Below are 15,316 nucleotides of genomic sequence, written 5' to 3'. Positions count from 1 at the left end.
CTACCGAACGGGCGTCCTAATTGTCCGGTATCAGTGTCCGCCGGTCCCGATAATCTGCCGACATTGTTCCGCTCCCGGAGCTCGTAGGGGTCCCCGCGGTGAAGTTTCACGGCCTTGACCCGCGGTCGCTCAGCTCAGCCGGAACTCCAACTCGCGCCGGTGCTCTCGCACCCACTCGTACGCGGCACCGACCGAACGCGCGACGCCCGAATCCCGCAGCGCGATCATCGCCGCATCGCCTGCGGCGGCACGGGATTCGATCCCGCCGCGGCACCGCTGCTGCCACCACAGCACCGTCTCGACGACGGCGCCGCGGCCGTCCAGCCCGTACGCATCGCACAGCAGCCGCATCCGGTCGGCGGTCTCGGCGATATCGGATACCCCGGGCCCGAGATCCAGGTACTGCCAGCACATGTGCGCGACATCGTGGATCCGGTCGCCGGGTGCGGCGAGGTCCCAGTCGATCATCGCGACCGGCCTCGGCCCGGTGGCGCCGAAGTGGTACACCGTGTTCTTCGGCGACAAGTCGTTGTGGCACACCACTTCCCGGTCACCTGACAGGGGCGTTCCGGCCGTCAGATCATGAAATTCACGGACAAGTTCCGCGACCTGAACCAGGCACTCGGGCTCACCCGCCGACGCGGCTCGCGGGGCAACGTCCCCGTCCACGTAGGTCAGGACCTCTCGCCCTCGCGGGTCGATGCCGAGGAACCGAGGCGCGCCCGTCCACCCGCGCTCCTCGAGAAACCGCAGCAGCCGATGGACGAATTCGGCGGACTCACCGGGCTCGCGTCGCACGGTATCGCCCACTCGGACAACCCGATTGACGAATCCCCCGGGCAATGGAATCTCGGCCACGGGTTCCGGTGTGTATCAGGACGTTTCCACGACCTGCTGCATTCGCTGCAGCGTTTTCAGCATGTCGTTGCGGTTGCGGCGGCCGCGGGCCCAGCCCAGCACCGCCCAGTACACGCGGAGCAGGAAGCCGGAGAGCTCGAAGGACTCGGTGACCTCCGTGCCACCGTCGTTGGGGCGCAACCGATATCCCCACCGGTTGATTCCCTTGCCGCCCGGGCCCAGGACGGTGAACGCGAACTCCTTGCCCGGATCGCACGCGACCACCTTGCACACGGTCCAGTACACCGGCCCGACCTCGTTGCGGCGCACATGCCCGCGGAACTTCGCCCCGACCGCGGGCCCGGTCGCCGTGCCCAGCCACTCCGCTTCGAAGGTCTCCGGGCTGAACTCGCCGATCCGGGTGATATCGCTGACGAGCTCCCACACCTTCTCCGGTGGCGCCGCCATCTGAACCGTTACCGAGTCACGCATGCCCCGGACACTACCGGGAACTAACCGGCACGACGGTGCTGGACCTCGACCCGGTCAGCGGGCGCCGAGCGTATCGAGAATCATCGGACGCGCCGTCGCCAGCGCCTGCTGCCAGTACGGCCAGGTGTGGGTCCCGTTGACGATATCGACCTGTGCGGCAATGCCCAACGCCGACACCCGGTCCCGGAACATCTGCGCGGCCACCATCGTCAATGCGTCCAGGCCCATCGCGTTCACCGTATTGCCGACCCCGTTCGGCAGGTCGAGCGGGCCGGGCAGGCCGTTGCCCGCCGAGACGTACATCGGCAACCCGCGCAGCAGTTCGGCCTGCTCGGTGGCGTCGTTGCGGCGCCACGCGGGATCGCTTGCGGGACCCCACATGTCGTCGACGTTGAAGTTGCCCTCGTCCCACATGGCCGCCCGCATCGCCTCGTTCCACAGCGGGAAGGTCGGGTGCACGAATCCGGAGAAGGATCCGGCGAACTTGAACTGGTCGCGGTGGTGGGCGGCCAGGGTCAGGGCGGCATTGCCGCCCATGGAGGCGCCGACGACGGCATTGTTGGTGCGGGAGACGCCGTATCGCGCGAGGAAGGCGGGCAACTCGGCGGTGAGGAACGTCTCCCACCTGTAGGTCGTCGCCTGGCGGTTGGTGCTGCTCGGCCGATACCAGTCCGTGTAGAAGCTCGAGCGGCCACCGACCGGGAACACCAATGTCACATTGTCGCCCGCAAATTGGCGCAGCGCGTCGGTATCGGTCGTCCATTGGCTGTGATCGGCCGGGGCGCGCAGACCGTCGAGCACATACAGCGCCGCACTCCCGCCCCGCGCCGCCCACTGCACCTGGATCTTGATCGGCCCCATGCCGGACGGCACGGACAGTTCCTGGAATCCGCCCGCCGGTGCCCGCTGTACCGGCGCGGTGACCGGCACCGCGGTGGCCGCCGCCGCACCGATCCACGACATCAGCAGGACCGTCGCCACGACGGCACCGGACCTCCTCAGCCCTTCGCGCAGTCCCACAGATCGCGCCACCCCGTATACCTCCTCGCTGCTGCCCCGGCAAGATACCGAAGACCCGAATTCGGTTGCTGCTCAGAATAAATTGCCGGACGGGCCCGGCCAGTGCCGGGAAGACCTCCACAGAATTCTCGCGCAGACCCGGTGGGCCGCCGCGAACGCTGTGACAGGTAACGGTTTCCGTCAGGTCCGATCCAGGACACGTACCAGTTCGGTGGCGCGCAGCTTGTCGGGGTTGCGGACCGCGTACAGCGCGGCGATCCGGTCGCCGGACAGCTCGATCATCAAGACCGAATCCAGCGTCCCCTCGGCACCGGACCGGAACAGGATCGCGGGCAGCGCGTTGAAGCTGCCGAACTCGACGTCCATATCCCTCATGCTGTTGCGGGCCAGCCCGATCAGGTAGGTGGCGACGGGCGCGGCGCCGGTGATCGGGCGGCGCGCGGCGGTGACCAGCCCGCCGCCGTCGGAGATCTGGACGACGTCCGGGGCGAGCACGTCCATCAGGGTCTGCACGTCACCGGTGCGGGCCGCCAGCAGGAACCGGCCGATCACCTCGGCGCTGTCCTCCGGTTCGGGCCGGAACCGCTTGCGGCGGGCCAGTACGTGTGCGCGGGCACGGTGCGCGATCTGGCGGACGGCGGCATCGGATTTGCCGATCATGTCGGCGATTTCGACGAGGCTGTGGCCGAACACCTCGGACAGCACGAAGACGGCCCGCTCGGTCGGGCCGAGCGTTTCCAGCACCAGCAGCATGGCCATCGATACCGACTCCGCCAGCAGGACATCGTGACTGGCGTCGGGCTCGGTGCGAATCGGCTCGGGCAGCCAGCTGCCCACGTAGTCCTCGCGGCGCCGGCGCACGGACCGCAGCTGGTTGAGCGCCTGTCTCGTGACGATCTGCGTCAGATAGGCGCGCGGATGCGATATCTCGTCCGGATCGGTGTCGCGCCAGCGAAGGTAGCTGTCCTGCAGCACATCCTCGGCGTCGGCCGCGCTGCCGAGAATCTCGTACGCGATCGTGAACAGCAGCGGCCGAAACCGGTCGAACGCATTCGGCTCGTGGCTCATCCGCCTGCTCACCCTCGCCGATCGAGCAGTGACAGTGCGACATCGCGGGCATGGGTGATCGGATTCGGGGTGATCTGCATGCCGTAGCAGACCAGCGCGCCCTCGTGCAGCAGCGAGATGGTGTCGGCGACGGTCCCCGGATGCGGGGTGCCCGCCTGCTCGGCGAGGGTGTGGAACATCTCTCGCATCCATCGTTTCTGCTCGATGGTCACCGCGTAGCCGGGGTGGTCGGGGGGTAGTTCGGCGTGCGCCCGGATCATGCTGCAGCCCTTGGCGCTGTGCGCGCGCATCCACTCGTCGGAGGCGTCGAACACCGCTTTCAGCTGCGCGCGGGGGTCGTCCGGCACCGCGGCGAGGCGCTGCCGGAGCTGGTCACGCCAGTCCGCGTCGCGGGCGCGCAGATACTCGACGACCAGGCGTTCCTTCGAGCCGAACCGGTCGTAGAGCGTCCGCTTCGTGACGCCCGATTCGGCGGCTATCCGGTCGACGCCGACCGCGGTGATCCCGCTGTCGTAGAACAGCCGCGACGCGGTGCCGAGGATCTGCCGGGCCTTCGGCGTCCAGTCGATGGGGGCCTCCACGTCCATGCGAACCACTATACAGACCTGTATAGTCGAGGCGATGGGTATACAGATCGGTAAAGTAAGTCCCGGACAGGTCCGGGTCGCGATGCTGTCGGCGCTGTTCGTGGCCTGCTGGAGTTCCGGATTCATCGGGGCGAAGCTGGGTGCTGCGGATGCACCGATCACCACGGTGCTGATGTGGAGGTTCGTTCCCTTGGCGGCGGTCCTGGTGCCCCTGGCGCACCGGTTCCACCGCGACCGCCGCATTCCCGGACTCGGTCATCGAATCCTGCTGCGGCACATCGTCATCGGCGTGCTGTCGCAGACCGGATACCTGACGACGGTGTACTGGGCGATCGCCCGCGGGGTGAATACCGGCACCACGGCGTTGATCGATGGCCTGCAGCCGCTGGCCGCGGCGGCGCTGGTGGGGCCGCTGCTGGGCGTGGCGGTGACCGGGCGGCAATGGGCCGGACTGGGTTTGGGAGTCTGCGGCGTCGTCCTGGTCACCGCCTCCGACGCGGCGAACGCCTCGGGCGTGCCCTGGTGGGCGTATCTGATCCCGTTGATCGGCATGCTGAGCCTGATCGCGGCCACCCTGGTGGAGCGGCGCACCCCGGACCGGATCCCGCCGCCGACCAGCCTCACGATCCAATGCTGCACCAGCGCAGCGATATTCACCGGTGCCGCACTGCTGACCGGAACGGCCACACCACCGGCGGCCGGGACATTCTGGCTGGCGCTGGCCTGGCTGATCCTGCTGTCGACCCTCGGCGGCTACGGGCTGTACTGGTACCTCGTCGCGAAACTCGGTGTCACGCAGGTGAATGCGCTCATGTTCCTGATGGCCCCGGTCACCGCGGTGTGGGGCGCGCTGCTGTTCGGCGAATCCTTCACGGGTGTCACCGCCGCGGGACTGGCCATCGGCATCGCGGCGGTGATCACCGTCAACTATTCGGGGTCGAAATCCCCTGCGGCAGAACGCTCCGCCGCGACCGGCACCGGCTCGGTCGAGGTCGCGGCCTGCCGGTAGCCGAGGACGACGACCGCCGCCGCGACCGCCGCGAAAGCGGTGCTGGACCACAGTGCCGTCGTGGAATTGCCGGTGCCGTCGACGACCAGCCCCGCCGCGACGGGGCCGAGGACGGCACCGATGTTGAAGGTGGTGGTCGCCAAGGCGCCCGCGACGCGCGGCGCGGTGGGTGCCGCGGTCCGAACGATCGTCGCGATGAGGGTCGACCCGACGCCGAAGGCGACCGCGCCCGACACCGTCGCCATGATCGCCACACCGGCCAGAGTGTGCGCAGCCAACGCGGTGATCAGCCAAACCCCCACGAGCACAACCGTTCCGGCGGTCACGATCCGGACTCCGTGGCGGTCGCTGTGGCGGCCGCTGAGCGTCACCCCGAGGAACGAGCCGACGCCGAAGCAGGCCAGCACCACGGGAACCCAGCGCTCGGCCCCCGCGGTGACACCGCCCGTGATCGTGCCGAGATAGGTGAACCCCGCGAACGTCGCCGCATTGACCAGCACGCCCGCCGCAACGGCGATCCGGACCGGCCGCCGGGCCACGACCGCCCACTCGCTGCGCAGCGAATGTTCCTGTGCCCCTGGCTGATCACCCGTGCGTGGAATCATCGCCCACACCGGGACCAGCGCGGCCGCACTGACGACGGCCACCGCCCAGAACGCCGACCGCCATCCCCATGCCTGGCCCATCACCGTTCCGGCGGGCACACCGGCGATACAGGCGACGGTCACCCCCGACACCACCACGGCGGTGGCGCGGCCGACCGCGGCCGGGCCCACGAGCCGCGGCAGCGCCGCCAGCGCGACGGCCAGGAAACCCGCATTCGCCACCGCGGCGACCACGCGGGTCACCAGCAGCACCGTGAACTCGGAAGTGACGGCACCGACGACATGGGCGACACAGAACACCGCCAAAAACCCTGCCGCCGAATGCCTTATCGGCAACCGCCCCGCCAGCACCACAATCGCCGGCGCCCCCAGCACCATCCCCGCCGCGAACAGCGACGTGAGCAACCCCGCGCTCCCGAGGGAAACGCCCGTATCGGCGGCGATCTGCGCCATCAACCCCGACACCATGAACTCTGACGTGCCCTGCGCGAATACCGCAACAGCCAGCACGAACACCACAATGGGCATAGAAAATCTCCGGATGTGAGGGCGCCGACACGGCGCCCGAACGGAATGCACACCGGGCACACCACGCCCCGGCAGCAAGAATTCGACATCGTCCGGCGTTACGAAATACGCCCCGGCCGTTCACAACCGGAGAACACGCACCCACAACGCCGCCCGGCCCGAAACCGAGCGGCTACAGTCTGGACGACTCCGGAGAATTCACCCCCGCACCATAACAGCCACCCACCCAGCCAGCCAACGAGTTACCCACCACAACGCCGCCCACGCGGTCGATACCGGCGCCACGGACTGATTCGCTTGGCGCACACCGACTTTCGGTGGGGTGTGAGGTTCCTACAGGGGCATGAGGTGGTGTTTGCGGGGGTCGTGGCGGGCGGTTTTGTCGCGGAGGAGGTGGAGGGCCTTGCGGATTTCCAGGCGGGTGTCGGCGGGTTGGATGACCGCGTCGATGTAGCCGCGTTCGGCGGCGACCCAGGGGGTGGCGACGGTGGCGTTGTAGAAGTCGATCATCTGCTGGCGCAGGGCGGGGCGGTCCTCGTCGGGGACGGCCGCGAGCTGGCGGCGCTGGGTGAGGCTGACGGCCGCCTCGCCGCCCATGACCGCGATGCGGGCGGTGGGCCAGGCGAGGTTGACGTCGCCGCCGAGTTGCTTGCAGCCCATCACCGCGTAACCGCCGCCGTAGGCCTTGCGCACCACGACGGTGACGATCGGGACGGTCGCCTCGACCACCGCGTAGAAGAACCGGCCGCCGCGCTTGATGACGCCGATCTTCTCCTCCTCGACGCCGGGCAGCACGCCCGGGGTGTCGACGACGAAGATCAGGGGAATCCCGAACCCGTCGCAGAGGCGGATGAAATGCGCGGCCTTGTCCGAGGCCCGGGCGTCGATGGCCCCGCTGGACACCAACGGCTGATTGGCGACGACGCCGACGCTGCGCCCGTCCACCCGCGCGAATCCGGTGATCATATTGCGCGCGGCGCCGTCGCCGACCTCGTGGAACTCACCGTCGTCGAAGATGCGCACCAGGACGTCGTACATGTCGTATCCGGCGCGGTCGGAGTCGGGGATGATCGAGTCGAGTTCCCGGTCGGTATCGGTGATCTCGGGTTCGAGCCCGGGATTGACCACGGGCACCTGCTCGAAGCAGTTCGACGGCAGATAGCTCAAATACGCACGCGCCCAGTCGAATGCGGCCCGCTCGTCCGCCGCGACATGGTGGATATTGCCGTTCTGGGCCTGGTTGTAGGCCCCGCCCAGCTCGTCGAGGGTGACCTCCTCGCCGGTGGTCTCGCGGATGATCTCGGGTCCGGTGACGAACATGTGCGCCGACTCGGTGGCGATCAGCACATCGGTGTTGATCGGTGAATACACCGCTCCCGCAGCGCATTTGCCGAGCATCACCGAGACCTGCGGCACCACGCCGGACAACCGCAGCTGCCGTCGGCTCATGGCCGCGTACCAGGCGAGCGAGGTCACCGCGTCCTGCACCCGGGCGCCGCCGGAGTCGTTGATCGCGATGAACGGGCAGCCGACGTCGGCGGCGAAATCCATCGCCCGGGCGACCTTCCGCCCGAACATCTCCCCCACCGAACCGCCGAACACCGTCTGGTCGTGCGCGATCACCACCACCGGCCGCCCGTCGACGGTCCCGCGCCCGGTGACCACGCCGTCGCCGTACAGTGCGTCGGTGGCGCCGGGCTGCTTCACCAGCGCGCCGATCTCGAGGAAACTCCCCGCGTCGAGCAGCATGTCGATACGTTCGCGGGGACTGGGAATACCCTTCGCGGCGCGCTTGGCGACACCTGCCGCCCCGGCCGGTTCCCGCGCCGACGCGAGATGCTCGCGCAGCAGCTTCAGCTTCGCCGCGGTCGTCGTCTCCAAAGGGTCGATCCTCCTCGTTGCTGCGGGATTGCCGATTACGCTTCCAATCGACACTAGTAGGAATAGACGAGTACACAACGATGTGCACTGCAATAGACTCGCGAGCGTGTCGTCTACAGCAATGCAGCGCGGCGAGGCGCCGACATATCAGCAGCGCAGCGGGCGTGCGCTCGAGGAACGCACGCAGGCGATGATCGTCGCGGCCGCGGAACAGGTCATGACCGCGAGAATCGCCGAGCCCGGCCCGGACGGTTCGATCGCCCACCTCACCACCGCCGACGTGTGCGCGGCGGCGCGCGGATACGTCCGGCGCGACGGCACCGAGGGGCCGATCCCGAAGGCCACGATGTGGAAGCACTTCAAGACGATCGGCGCGCTCGCCGCCGCCGTGGTCGAGACGATGACCGCCGGGAACCGGCCCGTCCCCGACGAGATCATCGAACTGGCGGCCACCGGCACCCGGCCGGGCGCCCGCCGCGAGACCGACGACGCGGCGCGCTGGGAGGCGCGGTTCTCCAGCAGGCACTACAGCGTCACGCAGCTGGAGGAACAGTTCGACGCCGCCGCCACCCGCGACGACCGGCCCGACATGCTGTACTGGGCCGCCGAACTCGCCGCGCGCCATCTGCGCAGCCACCGGCGCGGCGACCGGGCGCACGTGCGCAGCGCCCGCGACTGGGCGCGCCGCGGGCTGCGCCTGGTCGATATCGCGTCCCGCCTGGACTGCATGATCGGCATCCGGTGCGCCCAGGCCGCCGCCGCGGCGGAGACCGTGCTGTCGCGCAGGCCCGATTACGAGCCGACCGGTCTGAGCCGGATCCGGTCGATCAAGGAGACCGAGATGTCGTTCGCCGCGGCGCTCGGCTGGGACCTGCACCGGGAGCTGGCGCGATTCCACGCCGACCATGCCCGCGGGCTCGTCGAGGCGGACCCGGAGCGCGAGATGCAGGCGATGCTGACCGTCGCGACGACGCTGCCCGCGCTGTGCGGACCCGATTCCGCGCCGACGCGAGAACCCCGCGACGGCGTGCGCGCCGAGGAACTCGCCGACATCATCGCGGGGCTGTGCCGAATCCGGCTGGCCTACGCCGACCACCCCGACCACCGGGACCTGTTCGCCGACCTCTTCGGCGATCGCGTGCCCGAGCTGACGCGGGCCCTGCTGGCATGTTTCCCGGCGACCAACGACGAGCGCCGCCGCCACGAGGGCAATGTCCGGGCGCTGCTACGCCTCGACGACCTCGCGCGGCACCTCGACCGCATCGATCCGGCCGCCGAACCCGAGACCTTCGTGTCCTATATCGCGGACTACGAGCAGGCCTCCGGCGATCTGCTGCGGACCACCGAATTCGGTAGCGTCCGTGACATTCTCGTCGCCCGCTACCTCACCGCCAAGGCGCGCACCCTCGCGCTGCACGAGGAGTGGCGAACCAGTCCGAGCCCAGCACAGGCAGGCGGTTCGCTCGTGCGCCCGAACCCGGCCGTGCTGACCCAGGCCGCCATCCAGTTCTACGACCACGCCGCCAAGGTCACCAGCAGGCGCGGCTCCGCCGGTGTGCTCCGGGACCGGGCGGCACGCGCCCGCGCGGAACTCGAACAGTCGAAACCGCTGGGAGACAACGGAAGCCCCGACGACGCGGAGGTGGCGGACGGCGCCTTCGAGACCATTCTCGAGGCGATCAACGATCTCGTGCTGATCACCATCAGCCGCCGAAACCGGTTCAGCGACACCGAGATCCGGCGGCTGCTCGATATGATCGACCCGATGTACTACTACATCACCTCCGGCCGGAACTGATCGGTGTGTCACGACTGCCCGCTGCTCGCGCGGCGCGGCGTGAACGTCGCCCACAGCGGTCCCACGGCGAGCCAGATCAGCAGCACCGTGGTCAACCTGCCCATCCACGTCCACAGCTGCTCGGTGCGGCCGGGCGAGCCGACCACGAACACCAACAGCAGCATGACCGTGCAGGCGATGGCCCAGGCGAGCAGGCACTTCCCCCACTCCCGCCACTCGTAGGGAACCCGCCCGGGATCGCCGGACGGCGGCGGCTTCACCGGTGGCGGTCCCCCGGCGAACCGGTGGTTGACCCGCTGGTCGACCCAGCGAATCGTGCTGTGCCCGAACGCAATACTGAAGCCCAGGTAGGCGGCGCCGAGCCCGTGCGCGGCGGTGGCGGTGCTGCCCCGGCCGAGGTCGAACACCGTCACGATAAGCAGCGCGAGGTCCAGCAGCGGCGTGCTGATCAGCAGCACGTTGCTGACGCGGCGCAGGCGCAGCAGATAGCGGGCGGCCAGCCCGGCCGCCAGCAGCACCCAGAACCCCACCTCGCAGGCCGCGATCATCGCCGCGAGCGGGTTGGTCCGAATCTGGTCGAGTATCCCCTCCATACCGTCGAGCCTGGCGCCGACGGCCCCCGCCGTGCGTCGGCGATCGGGGGCACACCGCGTCATCACTTCGTCGGATGCCCGCCCCGGACCGCTCCACCTTTCGTCCGAGGTCCGCGCGGCGCCGGATGTGTTGAGATGGAAGGTATGAGGGTGCCCAGGTTCGGCGACTGGCCCGCCTGGCGACGCGACGGGCTGATGGCGCTGGCCTGTTTCGGGGTCGGCAGCCTGCTGCTGGCGCTGCAGCTCCCGCTGACCGTGCGGTTCGGCACCAGCTGGTCCGTGCCCGGCTGGGCGCATCTCGTGCCGCTGGCCGGGGTCTGCTGCGCCCAGCTGCTGCGGACTCGCGCGCCGATCGCGGGTCTGCTCGCCGGGCTGGCGATCACCGCGGCCGCGGCACCGATGGGGTGGAGCCTGGGCGTGCTGTACGTGCTCTGCGACCTGCTCTACAGCGCGACCCTGAACAGCTCGCTGCGGGCGAATCGGATCATTATCGGCGGGGCCGGTTCGGTGGTGGTCGCGGCCGGTCTCGGCGCGGGCCTGGCCACCGGTGACTGGCGGAAGGGGCTGCTGACCGTCTTGGGAATCGGTGTGTTTCCGCTGATTCCGGTGTGGTGGGCGAACGAGGTGCGGGCGCACCGCACCATCGCCGACTCCGAACGTGCCCGCGCCGATCAGGTCGCGCGGATCGCCGAGCTGGACCGCCGGGCCGCGGTCACCGCCGAGCGTTCCCGGATGGCGCGCGACCTGCACGACGTCGTGGCCGGGCATCTGTCCGCGATCGCGATCCAATCCGAGGCCGCGCTGTCCATGGTGGACGGCGACCCGCGCATGATGCGGACCGTGCTGGCCTCCGTGCGGGAGAACAGCGTCGCCTCGCTCACCGAGATGCGGGCGATGATCGGGCTGCTGCAGTCGGACGGGACGAGCGAGCCCCGCACGGCTCCCGCCCGGCTGTCGGATCTGGAACCGCTGCTGGATTCGGCGCGCGCGGCCGGGCTGACCGTGCGCGCGAATCTCGATATCGCGCCGAATCTACCTGCGGCGCTGGATCTTTCCGCCTATCGAATCGTGCAGGAGGCACTCACCAATGCGGTCAAACACGCCCCGGGCAGCCGGGCCGAGGTCAGCGTGAGCCGAACCGACGGGAGGCTGGTGATCGACGTGACGTCCGACCGCGCCGAGGCCGCGACCGCTGCCGAGGGCGGCGGCACAGGCCTGACCAGCATGCGGGAACGCGCGCATGCGGTCGGCGGCGTGCTGACCGCCGGGCCTTGCGACGGGGGCTGGCGGGTCCGTGCGGAGCTGCCGGTGCCGGAGGCGGCCGGATGACCATTCGCGTACTGCTCGCCGACGATCACGCGGCGGTCCGGGTCGGGCTGGCGATGATCCTCGGCGCGGCCGAGGGTATCGAGGTCGTGGCCGAGGCCGAGGACGGCGATTCGGCGGTGCGCAAGGCCACGGCGCTGCGCCCGGATGTCGTGCTCATGGACGTGCGGATGCCGGGCCGCGACGGCATCAACGCCACCCGGCACCTGGTCGAACAGGGCATCGCCCAGGTGCTCATGCTCACGACGTTCGACCTGGACGAATACGTGTACGGGGCGCTGCGCGCCGGGGCGGCCGGATTCCTGCTCAAGTCGGTCGAGGCGCCGCGGCTGGTCGAAGCCGTCCGGCTGGTCGCCGCCGGGGACGGCGTGCTCGAGCCGAGCGTCACCCGCCGCGTGATCACCGCCTTCGCCGACGCACCGCGCCCGTCCACCCCGCCCGCCGGCCTCGCGGACCTGACCGACCGCGAACGCGACGTCCTGACCTGCCTCGGCGAGGGCCTGTCCAACCAGCAGATAGCCCGCCGCCTCTCGATCAGCGAGGCAACGGTGAAAACCCACGTCTCCCGAGTCCTCGCCAAACTGGACCTACGCTCCCGAGTCCAAGCCGCCATGCTAGCCCGCGACGCGGGCCTGACCACGTAATACGTTGCAGGTCCCTGTGGATTCCGGCCAAGAGCATGCCGGAAATACTGAGGGGCAACGCGTCCGACCTCACCCGGCATGCTTTCTCACATCCCCGGCATGCTCTCCCACATCTCCGGCATGCTCTCCCACATCCCCGGCATGCTCAACCCCATATCCCCGGCATGCTTTTCGCCGGGGCTAGTCGATCGGGTACCTGGACCCCAGAGCGGAGCGGTCACCCGACGCGAAGGTGGTGACGAGGTCGTCGGCTACCTGGATGAGGGTGTCGCGGCCCTCGACCGCGACGGCCCAGTCGCGGGGTAGGGCGGCGACGCCGTACATGGCGCCGAGGAGGTTGCCCGCTACCGCGCCGGTGGAGTCCGAATCGCCGGAGTGGTTGACCGACAACAGGAGTGCGGCACGCACGTCGCCGGTCCGGACCGCGTGCAGGGCGCAGTACACCGCGACGGCCAGGCATTCCTCGGCGATCCAACCCGCGCCGACCTGCTCGACCCGCTCGGGCGCGACCTCCTGTTCCGACAGCTCGACCGCCCGGCTCAACGCGGCCACGGCTTCACCCGCCGCGGGGAACACCGCGAGCTGAGACATGGTCTGCCGCACCGCATCCGGCAGTTCGACACCGTTCACCACGCGGTCGACCAGCGCCGCGAACGCCCCCGCCGCGAAGTATCCCGTCGGATGCCCGTGGGTCAGTTGCGCGGCCCGCGCGGCCACGGAGAAGGCGTGATCGGGCCCCATCCCGATCAATCCGAACGGCGCGGACCGCATCACGGTGCCGCAGCCCTTCGATCCCGGATTCACCGGCCCCTCCTGCCCGAGCGGGCTCGGCGCCAGGAATTCCCGCGCCTGCCGCCGCAGGCCCGACATGCACGCATTTCCGGGTGCGCGGACGGCGTGCAGAAACCGCAGGCCGATCAGCCAACCGCCGGGCTCGGGGCCCTCTTGGTCCTGGGTGTAGAGCCAGCGCAGGTAGGCGCGTTGCAGGGCCGGGATCGGATCCGCACCCGGCGCGGCCCGCAGCAGCCCTTCGGCCGTGAACAGCGTCATCTGAGTGTCGTCGGTGATCTGTTGCGGCGCAGACGGATCGGACTGCGGGAGGAATCCCGTCACCCCGTCGGCGCCGTACCGCTCCCGGATCTTCGGCAGCTGCACGAACTCGATCGGCCACCCGAGCGCGTCACCGATGGCCCCGCCCAGCAGCGAGCCCCGAACACGGTCGAACACCGTCGCGTAATCCATCACAAGACAGCAACCCTAGGTGACCGCGCGGAACGGCTGCGCCGGAGCGCAACCCCGACCGCCCCGATCAGTAGGCGATGAACAGGATCTCGTCGCGGGAGTACTCGTGCCCCGGATGGTTCGCGGCCAGGTGGGCCTGCGTCTTCTCCACCAGATCGTCCTCGTCGGTCCCGACGATGGCTTCTCCGCAGGGGCAGTTCAGGTTTCGCTTCATCAGCTTGTCCTTCCTTCTTCTTCGCGAGTCTAGAGGGGCGGGCTAGGGCGTGCGCCCGAGGACCTCGTAGATGATCTCCAGACCGTCCTCCTCGTCCCACTGGCGCCCGATCTCGACCAGGCCGTACCGCGAGGCCAGCCGATAGGAAGCGGTATTGCGAGGGCTGATCGATGCCCGGACCGTCCGTATCTGCGGATCCTCCCCCGCGCGCCGCAACAGCGCCTCCAGGGCCGCGCGCGCATAGCCGCGACGCCGGTGTGCCGGATCGATGGCATAGCCGACCTCCACCGTCCCCGTGCTGTCCGGCGGTGCGTGATAACCGGCCATCCCCACGGTGAGCTGCCGCGGCACGTCGACGACGGCGCCGGTGACCCAGGCCGCGCAGGCCGGATCCTCCCGCGCCTGCCTACCGCGCCACGCCCACACCCGATGCCAGACCGGATCCGTGAAGTACGCGGTCAGCGGCACCGGGCTGAGCGCATTCGCCGCCGCCAGATCGCCCGCGGTGAGCGCGTCGAAGATCGGACCGCTCAGCGGGACGATCCGGACGACCGGATTACGGCCGACCTCGCCGGGCACGGCCTGCTGCAATGACACGCATCCAACCTCTCACACCCGCGGGCGGATATCTTCGGTGCGACGGAAGGAGATTCGGACGTGCAGGATGGCGACCCGCTGATCGTCGTGGACGCGGCCAATGTCGTCGGTTCGCGCCCCGACGGCTGGTGGCGCGATCGCGCGGGCGCGGCGCGGCGACTGCTCCTGCGGCTGAGCACGGCCGAACATCTCGGGGACATCGTCGTCGTCCTCGAGGGTGCGGCGAAGGCCGCCGCCCCGTCCGGCGGCGAATTCGACACCCTGCGCGTGGTGTCGGCGGAGGGGTCCGGGGACGACGCCATAGTCGCCGAGGTGGCCGCCGCCGGGCCGCCGGTCACCGTCGTGACCGCGGATCGCGGGCTGCGCGCCCGGGTCGAGGCGCTCGGCGCGCAGACGGTCGGACCGCGCTGGCTGCTGGACCGCCTCGAGCCCTGACCCGATCACGCGGAGGCGGTGGGCTCCCAGTCGTTCGGGTGCCCGTGCACCGCGGGGTCGTAGAGCACGACGAACCGGAACTGCTGCGGCGCGGACAGCGGGAAGGGGCCCACGCTCAGTTCCTCGGAGGTATATCGGTCGCTGCTCATCGTGCGGACCCACTTCGGGGTCCGGTCCTGCTGGTCGAGCCACTTCTGGAAGACCGAGCGCGACGGCTTGGCGGCCATGATCACCGACATCAGCGGTAGCGCCTCGAGCTCCTCGACGGTCGAGACGAATCGTAGGCCGCTCACCCGTCGTGCCCCTCCCGGCCGAGCTTCGGATTCCGTTCGGCCGTATCCCTCGTTCGCTCGCGTTCCCTCATGCGATTGATCTTCCCATCCACCCCCACCTGCGGTGGCGCGCTTCTCGCGGATTACCGGACGGGGGGATTGTCCGCG

Annotated in this window: 17 protein-coding genes; 5 read left to right on the top strand and 12 right to left on the bottom strand. The window is 69.7% G+C overall.

Features of this window, described 5'->3' with window-relative positions; genetic code table 11:
* Nucleotides 1-129 precede the first annotated feature (129 nt).
* The 5 genes from NM1_RS07585 to NM1_RS07565 all read right to left on the bottom strand — a co-directional run bounded on the left by NM1_RS07585 (nt 130) and on the right by NM1_RS07565 (nt 4,004).
* A complete protein-coding gene (locus NM1_RS07585; RefSeq protein WP_068015664.1) occupies nt 130-858 on the bottom strand; it encodes a phosphotransferase in 729 nt (242 codons plus the stop codon).
* 15 nt (nt 859-873) lie between these two features.
* Entirely contained in the window at nt 874-1,329 is a 456-nt protein-coding gene (locus tag NM1_RS07580) for an SRPBCC family protein (RefSeq protein WP_068015661.1), read from the bottom strand.
* Between the two features lie 54 nt (nt 1,330-1,383).
* Nucleotides 1,384-2,292: an alpha/beta hydrolase gene (locus NM1_RS07575; RefSeq protein WP_068016189.1), complete on the bottom strand. Its 909-nt coding sequence runs from the start codon at nt 2,290-2,292 to the stop codon at nt 1,384-1,386.
* Between the two features lie 237 nt (nt 2,293-2,529).
* Nucleotides 2,530-3,417 carry an RNA polymerase sigma-70 factor gene (locus NM1_RS07570; protein WP_068015658.1) on the bottom strand — a complete coding sequence of 296 codons (888 nt, stop codon included), beginning with the start codon at nt 3,415-3,417 and terminating at the stop codon, nt 2,530-2,532.
* Nucleotides 3,418-3,425: 8 nt separating this feature from the next.
* Nucleotides 3,426-4,004 (bottom strand): TetR/AcrR family transcriptional regulator, encoded by a 579-nt coding sequence (locus NM1_RS07565; protein WP_068015654.1) that lies wholly within the window; start codon nt 4,002-4,004, stop codon nt 3,426-3,428.
* A gap of 34 nt (nt 4,005-4,038) precedes the next feature.
* On the opposite strand from NM1_RS07565, the gene NM1_RS07560 reads away from it, so the two are divergent.
* The gene (locus NM1_RS07560) at nt 4,039-5,013 is read left to right on the top strand and encodes a DMT family transporter (RefSeq protein WP_084519251.1); all 975 of its coding nucleotides are present in this window, start codon (nt 4,039-4,041) and stop codon (nt 5,011-5,013) included.
* Here NM1_RS07560 and NM1_RS07555 read toward each other — a convergent pair.
* Together NM1_RS07555 and NM1_RS07550 are read right to left on the bottom strand one after the other, a co-directional pair.
* Nucleotides 4,932-6,146, bottom strand: a complete 1,215-nt coding sequence (locus tag NM1_RS07555; protein WP_068015646.1) for a Cmx/CmrA family chloramphenicol efflux MFS transporter — start codon at nt 6,144-6,146, stop codon at nt 4,932-4,934. The genes NM1_RS07560 and NM1_RS07555 overlap by 82 nt on opposite strands.
* Before the next feature lie 333 nt (nt 6,147-6,479).
* Nucleotides 6,480-8,027 carry an acyl-CoA carboxylase subunit beta gene (locus NM1_RS07550; RefSeq protein ID WP_068015643.1) on the bottom strand — a complete coding sequence of 516 codons (1,548 nt, stop codon included), beginning with the start codon at nt 8,025-8,027 and terminating at the stop codon, nt 6,480-6,482.
* Between the two features lie 106 nt (nt 8,028-8,133).
* On the opposite strand from NM1_RS07550, the gene NM1_RS07545 reads away from it, so the two are divergent.
* Nucleotides 8,134-9,825, top strand: coding sequence for a hypothetical protein (locus NM1_RS07545; RefSeq protein ID WP_147288858.1), 1,692 nt, complete (start codon nt 8,134-8,136; stop codon nt 9,823-9,825).
* An 8-nt stretch (nt 9,826-9,833) separates the two neighbouring features.
* On the opposite strand, the gene NM1_RS07540 is transcribed toward NM1_RS07545, so the two are convergent.
* Complete coding sequence (locus NM1_RS07540) at nt 9,834-10,418, bottom strand: hypothetical protein (RefSeq protein ID WP_068015632.1); 585 nt, start codon at nt 10,416-10,418, stop codon at nt 9,834-9,836.
* 144 nt (nt 10,419-10,562) lie between these two features.
* Between NM1_RS07540 and NM1_RS07535 the strand changes: the two genes are divergently transcribed.
* Nucleotides 10,563-11,747, top strand: coding sequence for a sensor histidine kinase (locus NM1_RS07535; protein WP_068016186.1), 1,185 nt, complete (start codon nt 10,563-10,565; stop codon nt 11,745-11,747).
* Entirely contained in the window at nt 11,744-12,388 is a 645-nt protein-coding gene (locus NM1_RS07530) for a response regulator (protein ID WP_068015630.1), read from the top strand. Before NM1_RS07535 ends, NM1_RS07530 begins: the two co-directional genes overlap by 4 nt.
* Nucleotides 12,389-12,568: 180 nt before the next feature.
* On the opposite strand, the gene NM1_RS07525 is transcribed toward NM1_RS07530, so the two are convergent.
* From NM1_RS07525 to NM1_RS07515, 3 genes are all read right to left on the bottom strand, one after another.
* A complete protein-coding gene (locus tag NM1_RS07525; protein WP_068015628.1) occupies nt 12,569-13,630 on the bottom strand; it encodes an ADP-ribosylglycohydrolase family protein in 1,062 nt (353 codons plus the stop codon).
* A 67-nt stretch (nt 13,631-13,697) separates the two neighbouring features.
* Nucleotides 13,698-13,844 carry a DUF1059 domain-containing protein gene (locus tag NM1_RS07520; RefSeq protein WP_068015626.1) on the bottom strand — a complete coding sequence of 49 codons (147 nt, stop codon included), beginning with the start codon at nt 13,842-13,844 and terminating at the stop codon, nt 13,698-13,700.
* Nucleotides 13,845-13,886: 42 nt separating this feature from the next.
* Entirely contained in the window at nt 13,887-14,441 is a 555-nt protein-coding gene (locus NM1_RS07515; protein ID WP_246010801.1) for a GNAT family N-acetyltransferase, read from the bottom strand.
* Nucleotides 14,442-14,501: 60 nt separating this feature from the next.
* Between NM1_RS07515 and NM1_RS07510 the strand changes: the two genes are divergently transcribed.
* Entirely contained in the window at nt 14,502-14,876 is a 375-nt protein-coding gene (locus NM1_RS07510) for a hypothetical protein (protein WP_068015625.1), read from the top strand.
* Between the two features lie 5 nt (nt 14,877-14,881).
* Here NM1_RS07510 and NM1_RS07505 read toward each other — a convergent pair whose 3' ends face one another.
* Nucleotides 14,882-15,169 carry a hypothetical protein gene (locus tag NM1_RS07505; protein ID WP_068015624.1) on the bottom strand — a complete coding sequence of 96 codons (288 nt, stop codon included), beginning with the start codon at nt 15,167-15,169 and terminating at the stop codon, nt 14,882-14,884.
* Nucleotides 15,170-15,316 lie beyond the last annotated feature (147 nt).

Source organism: Nocardia mexicana NBRC 108244 (assembly GCF_001613165.1).
In the GTDB taxonomy this organism is placed as follows: domain Bacteria; phylum Actinomycetota; class Actinomycetes; order Mycobacteriales; family Mycobacteriaceae; genus Nocardia; species Nocardia mexicana.
The sequence above is the reverse complement of the archived record's forward strand: the minus strand, read 5'-3'. Positions and strand labels throughout refer to the sequence as shown.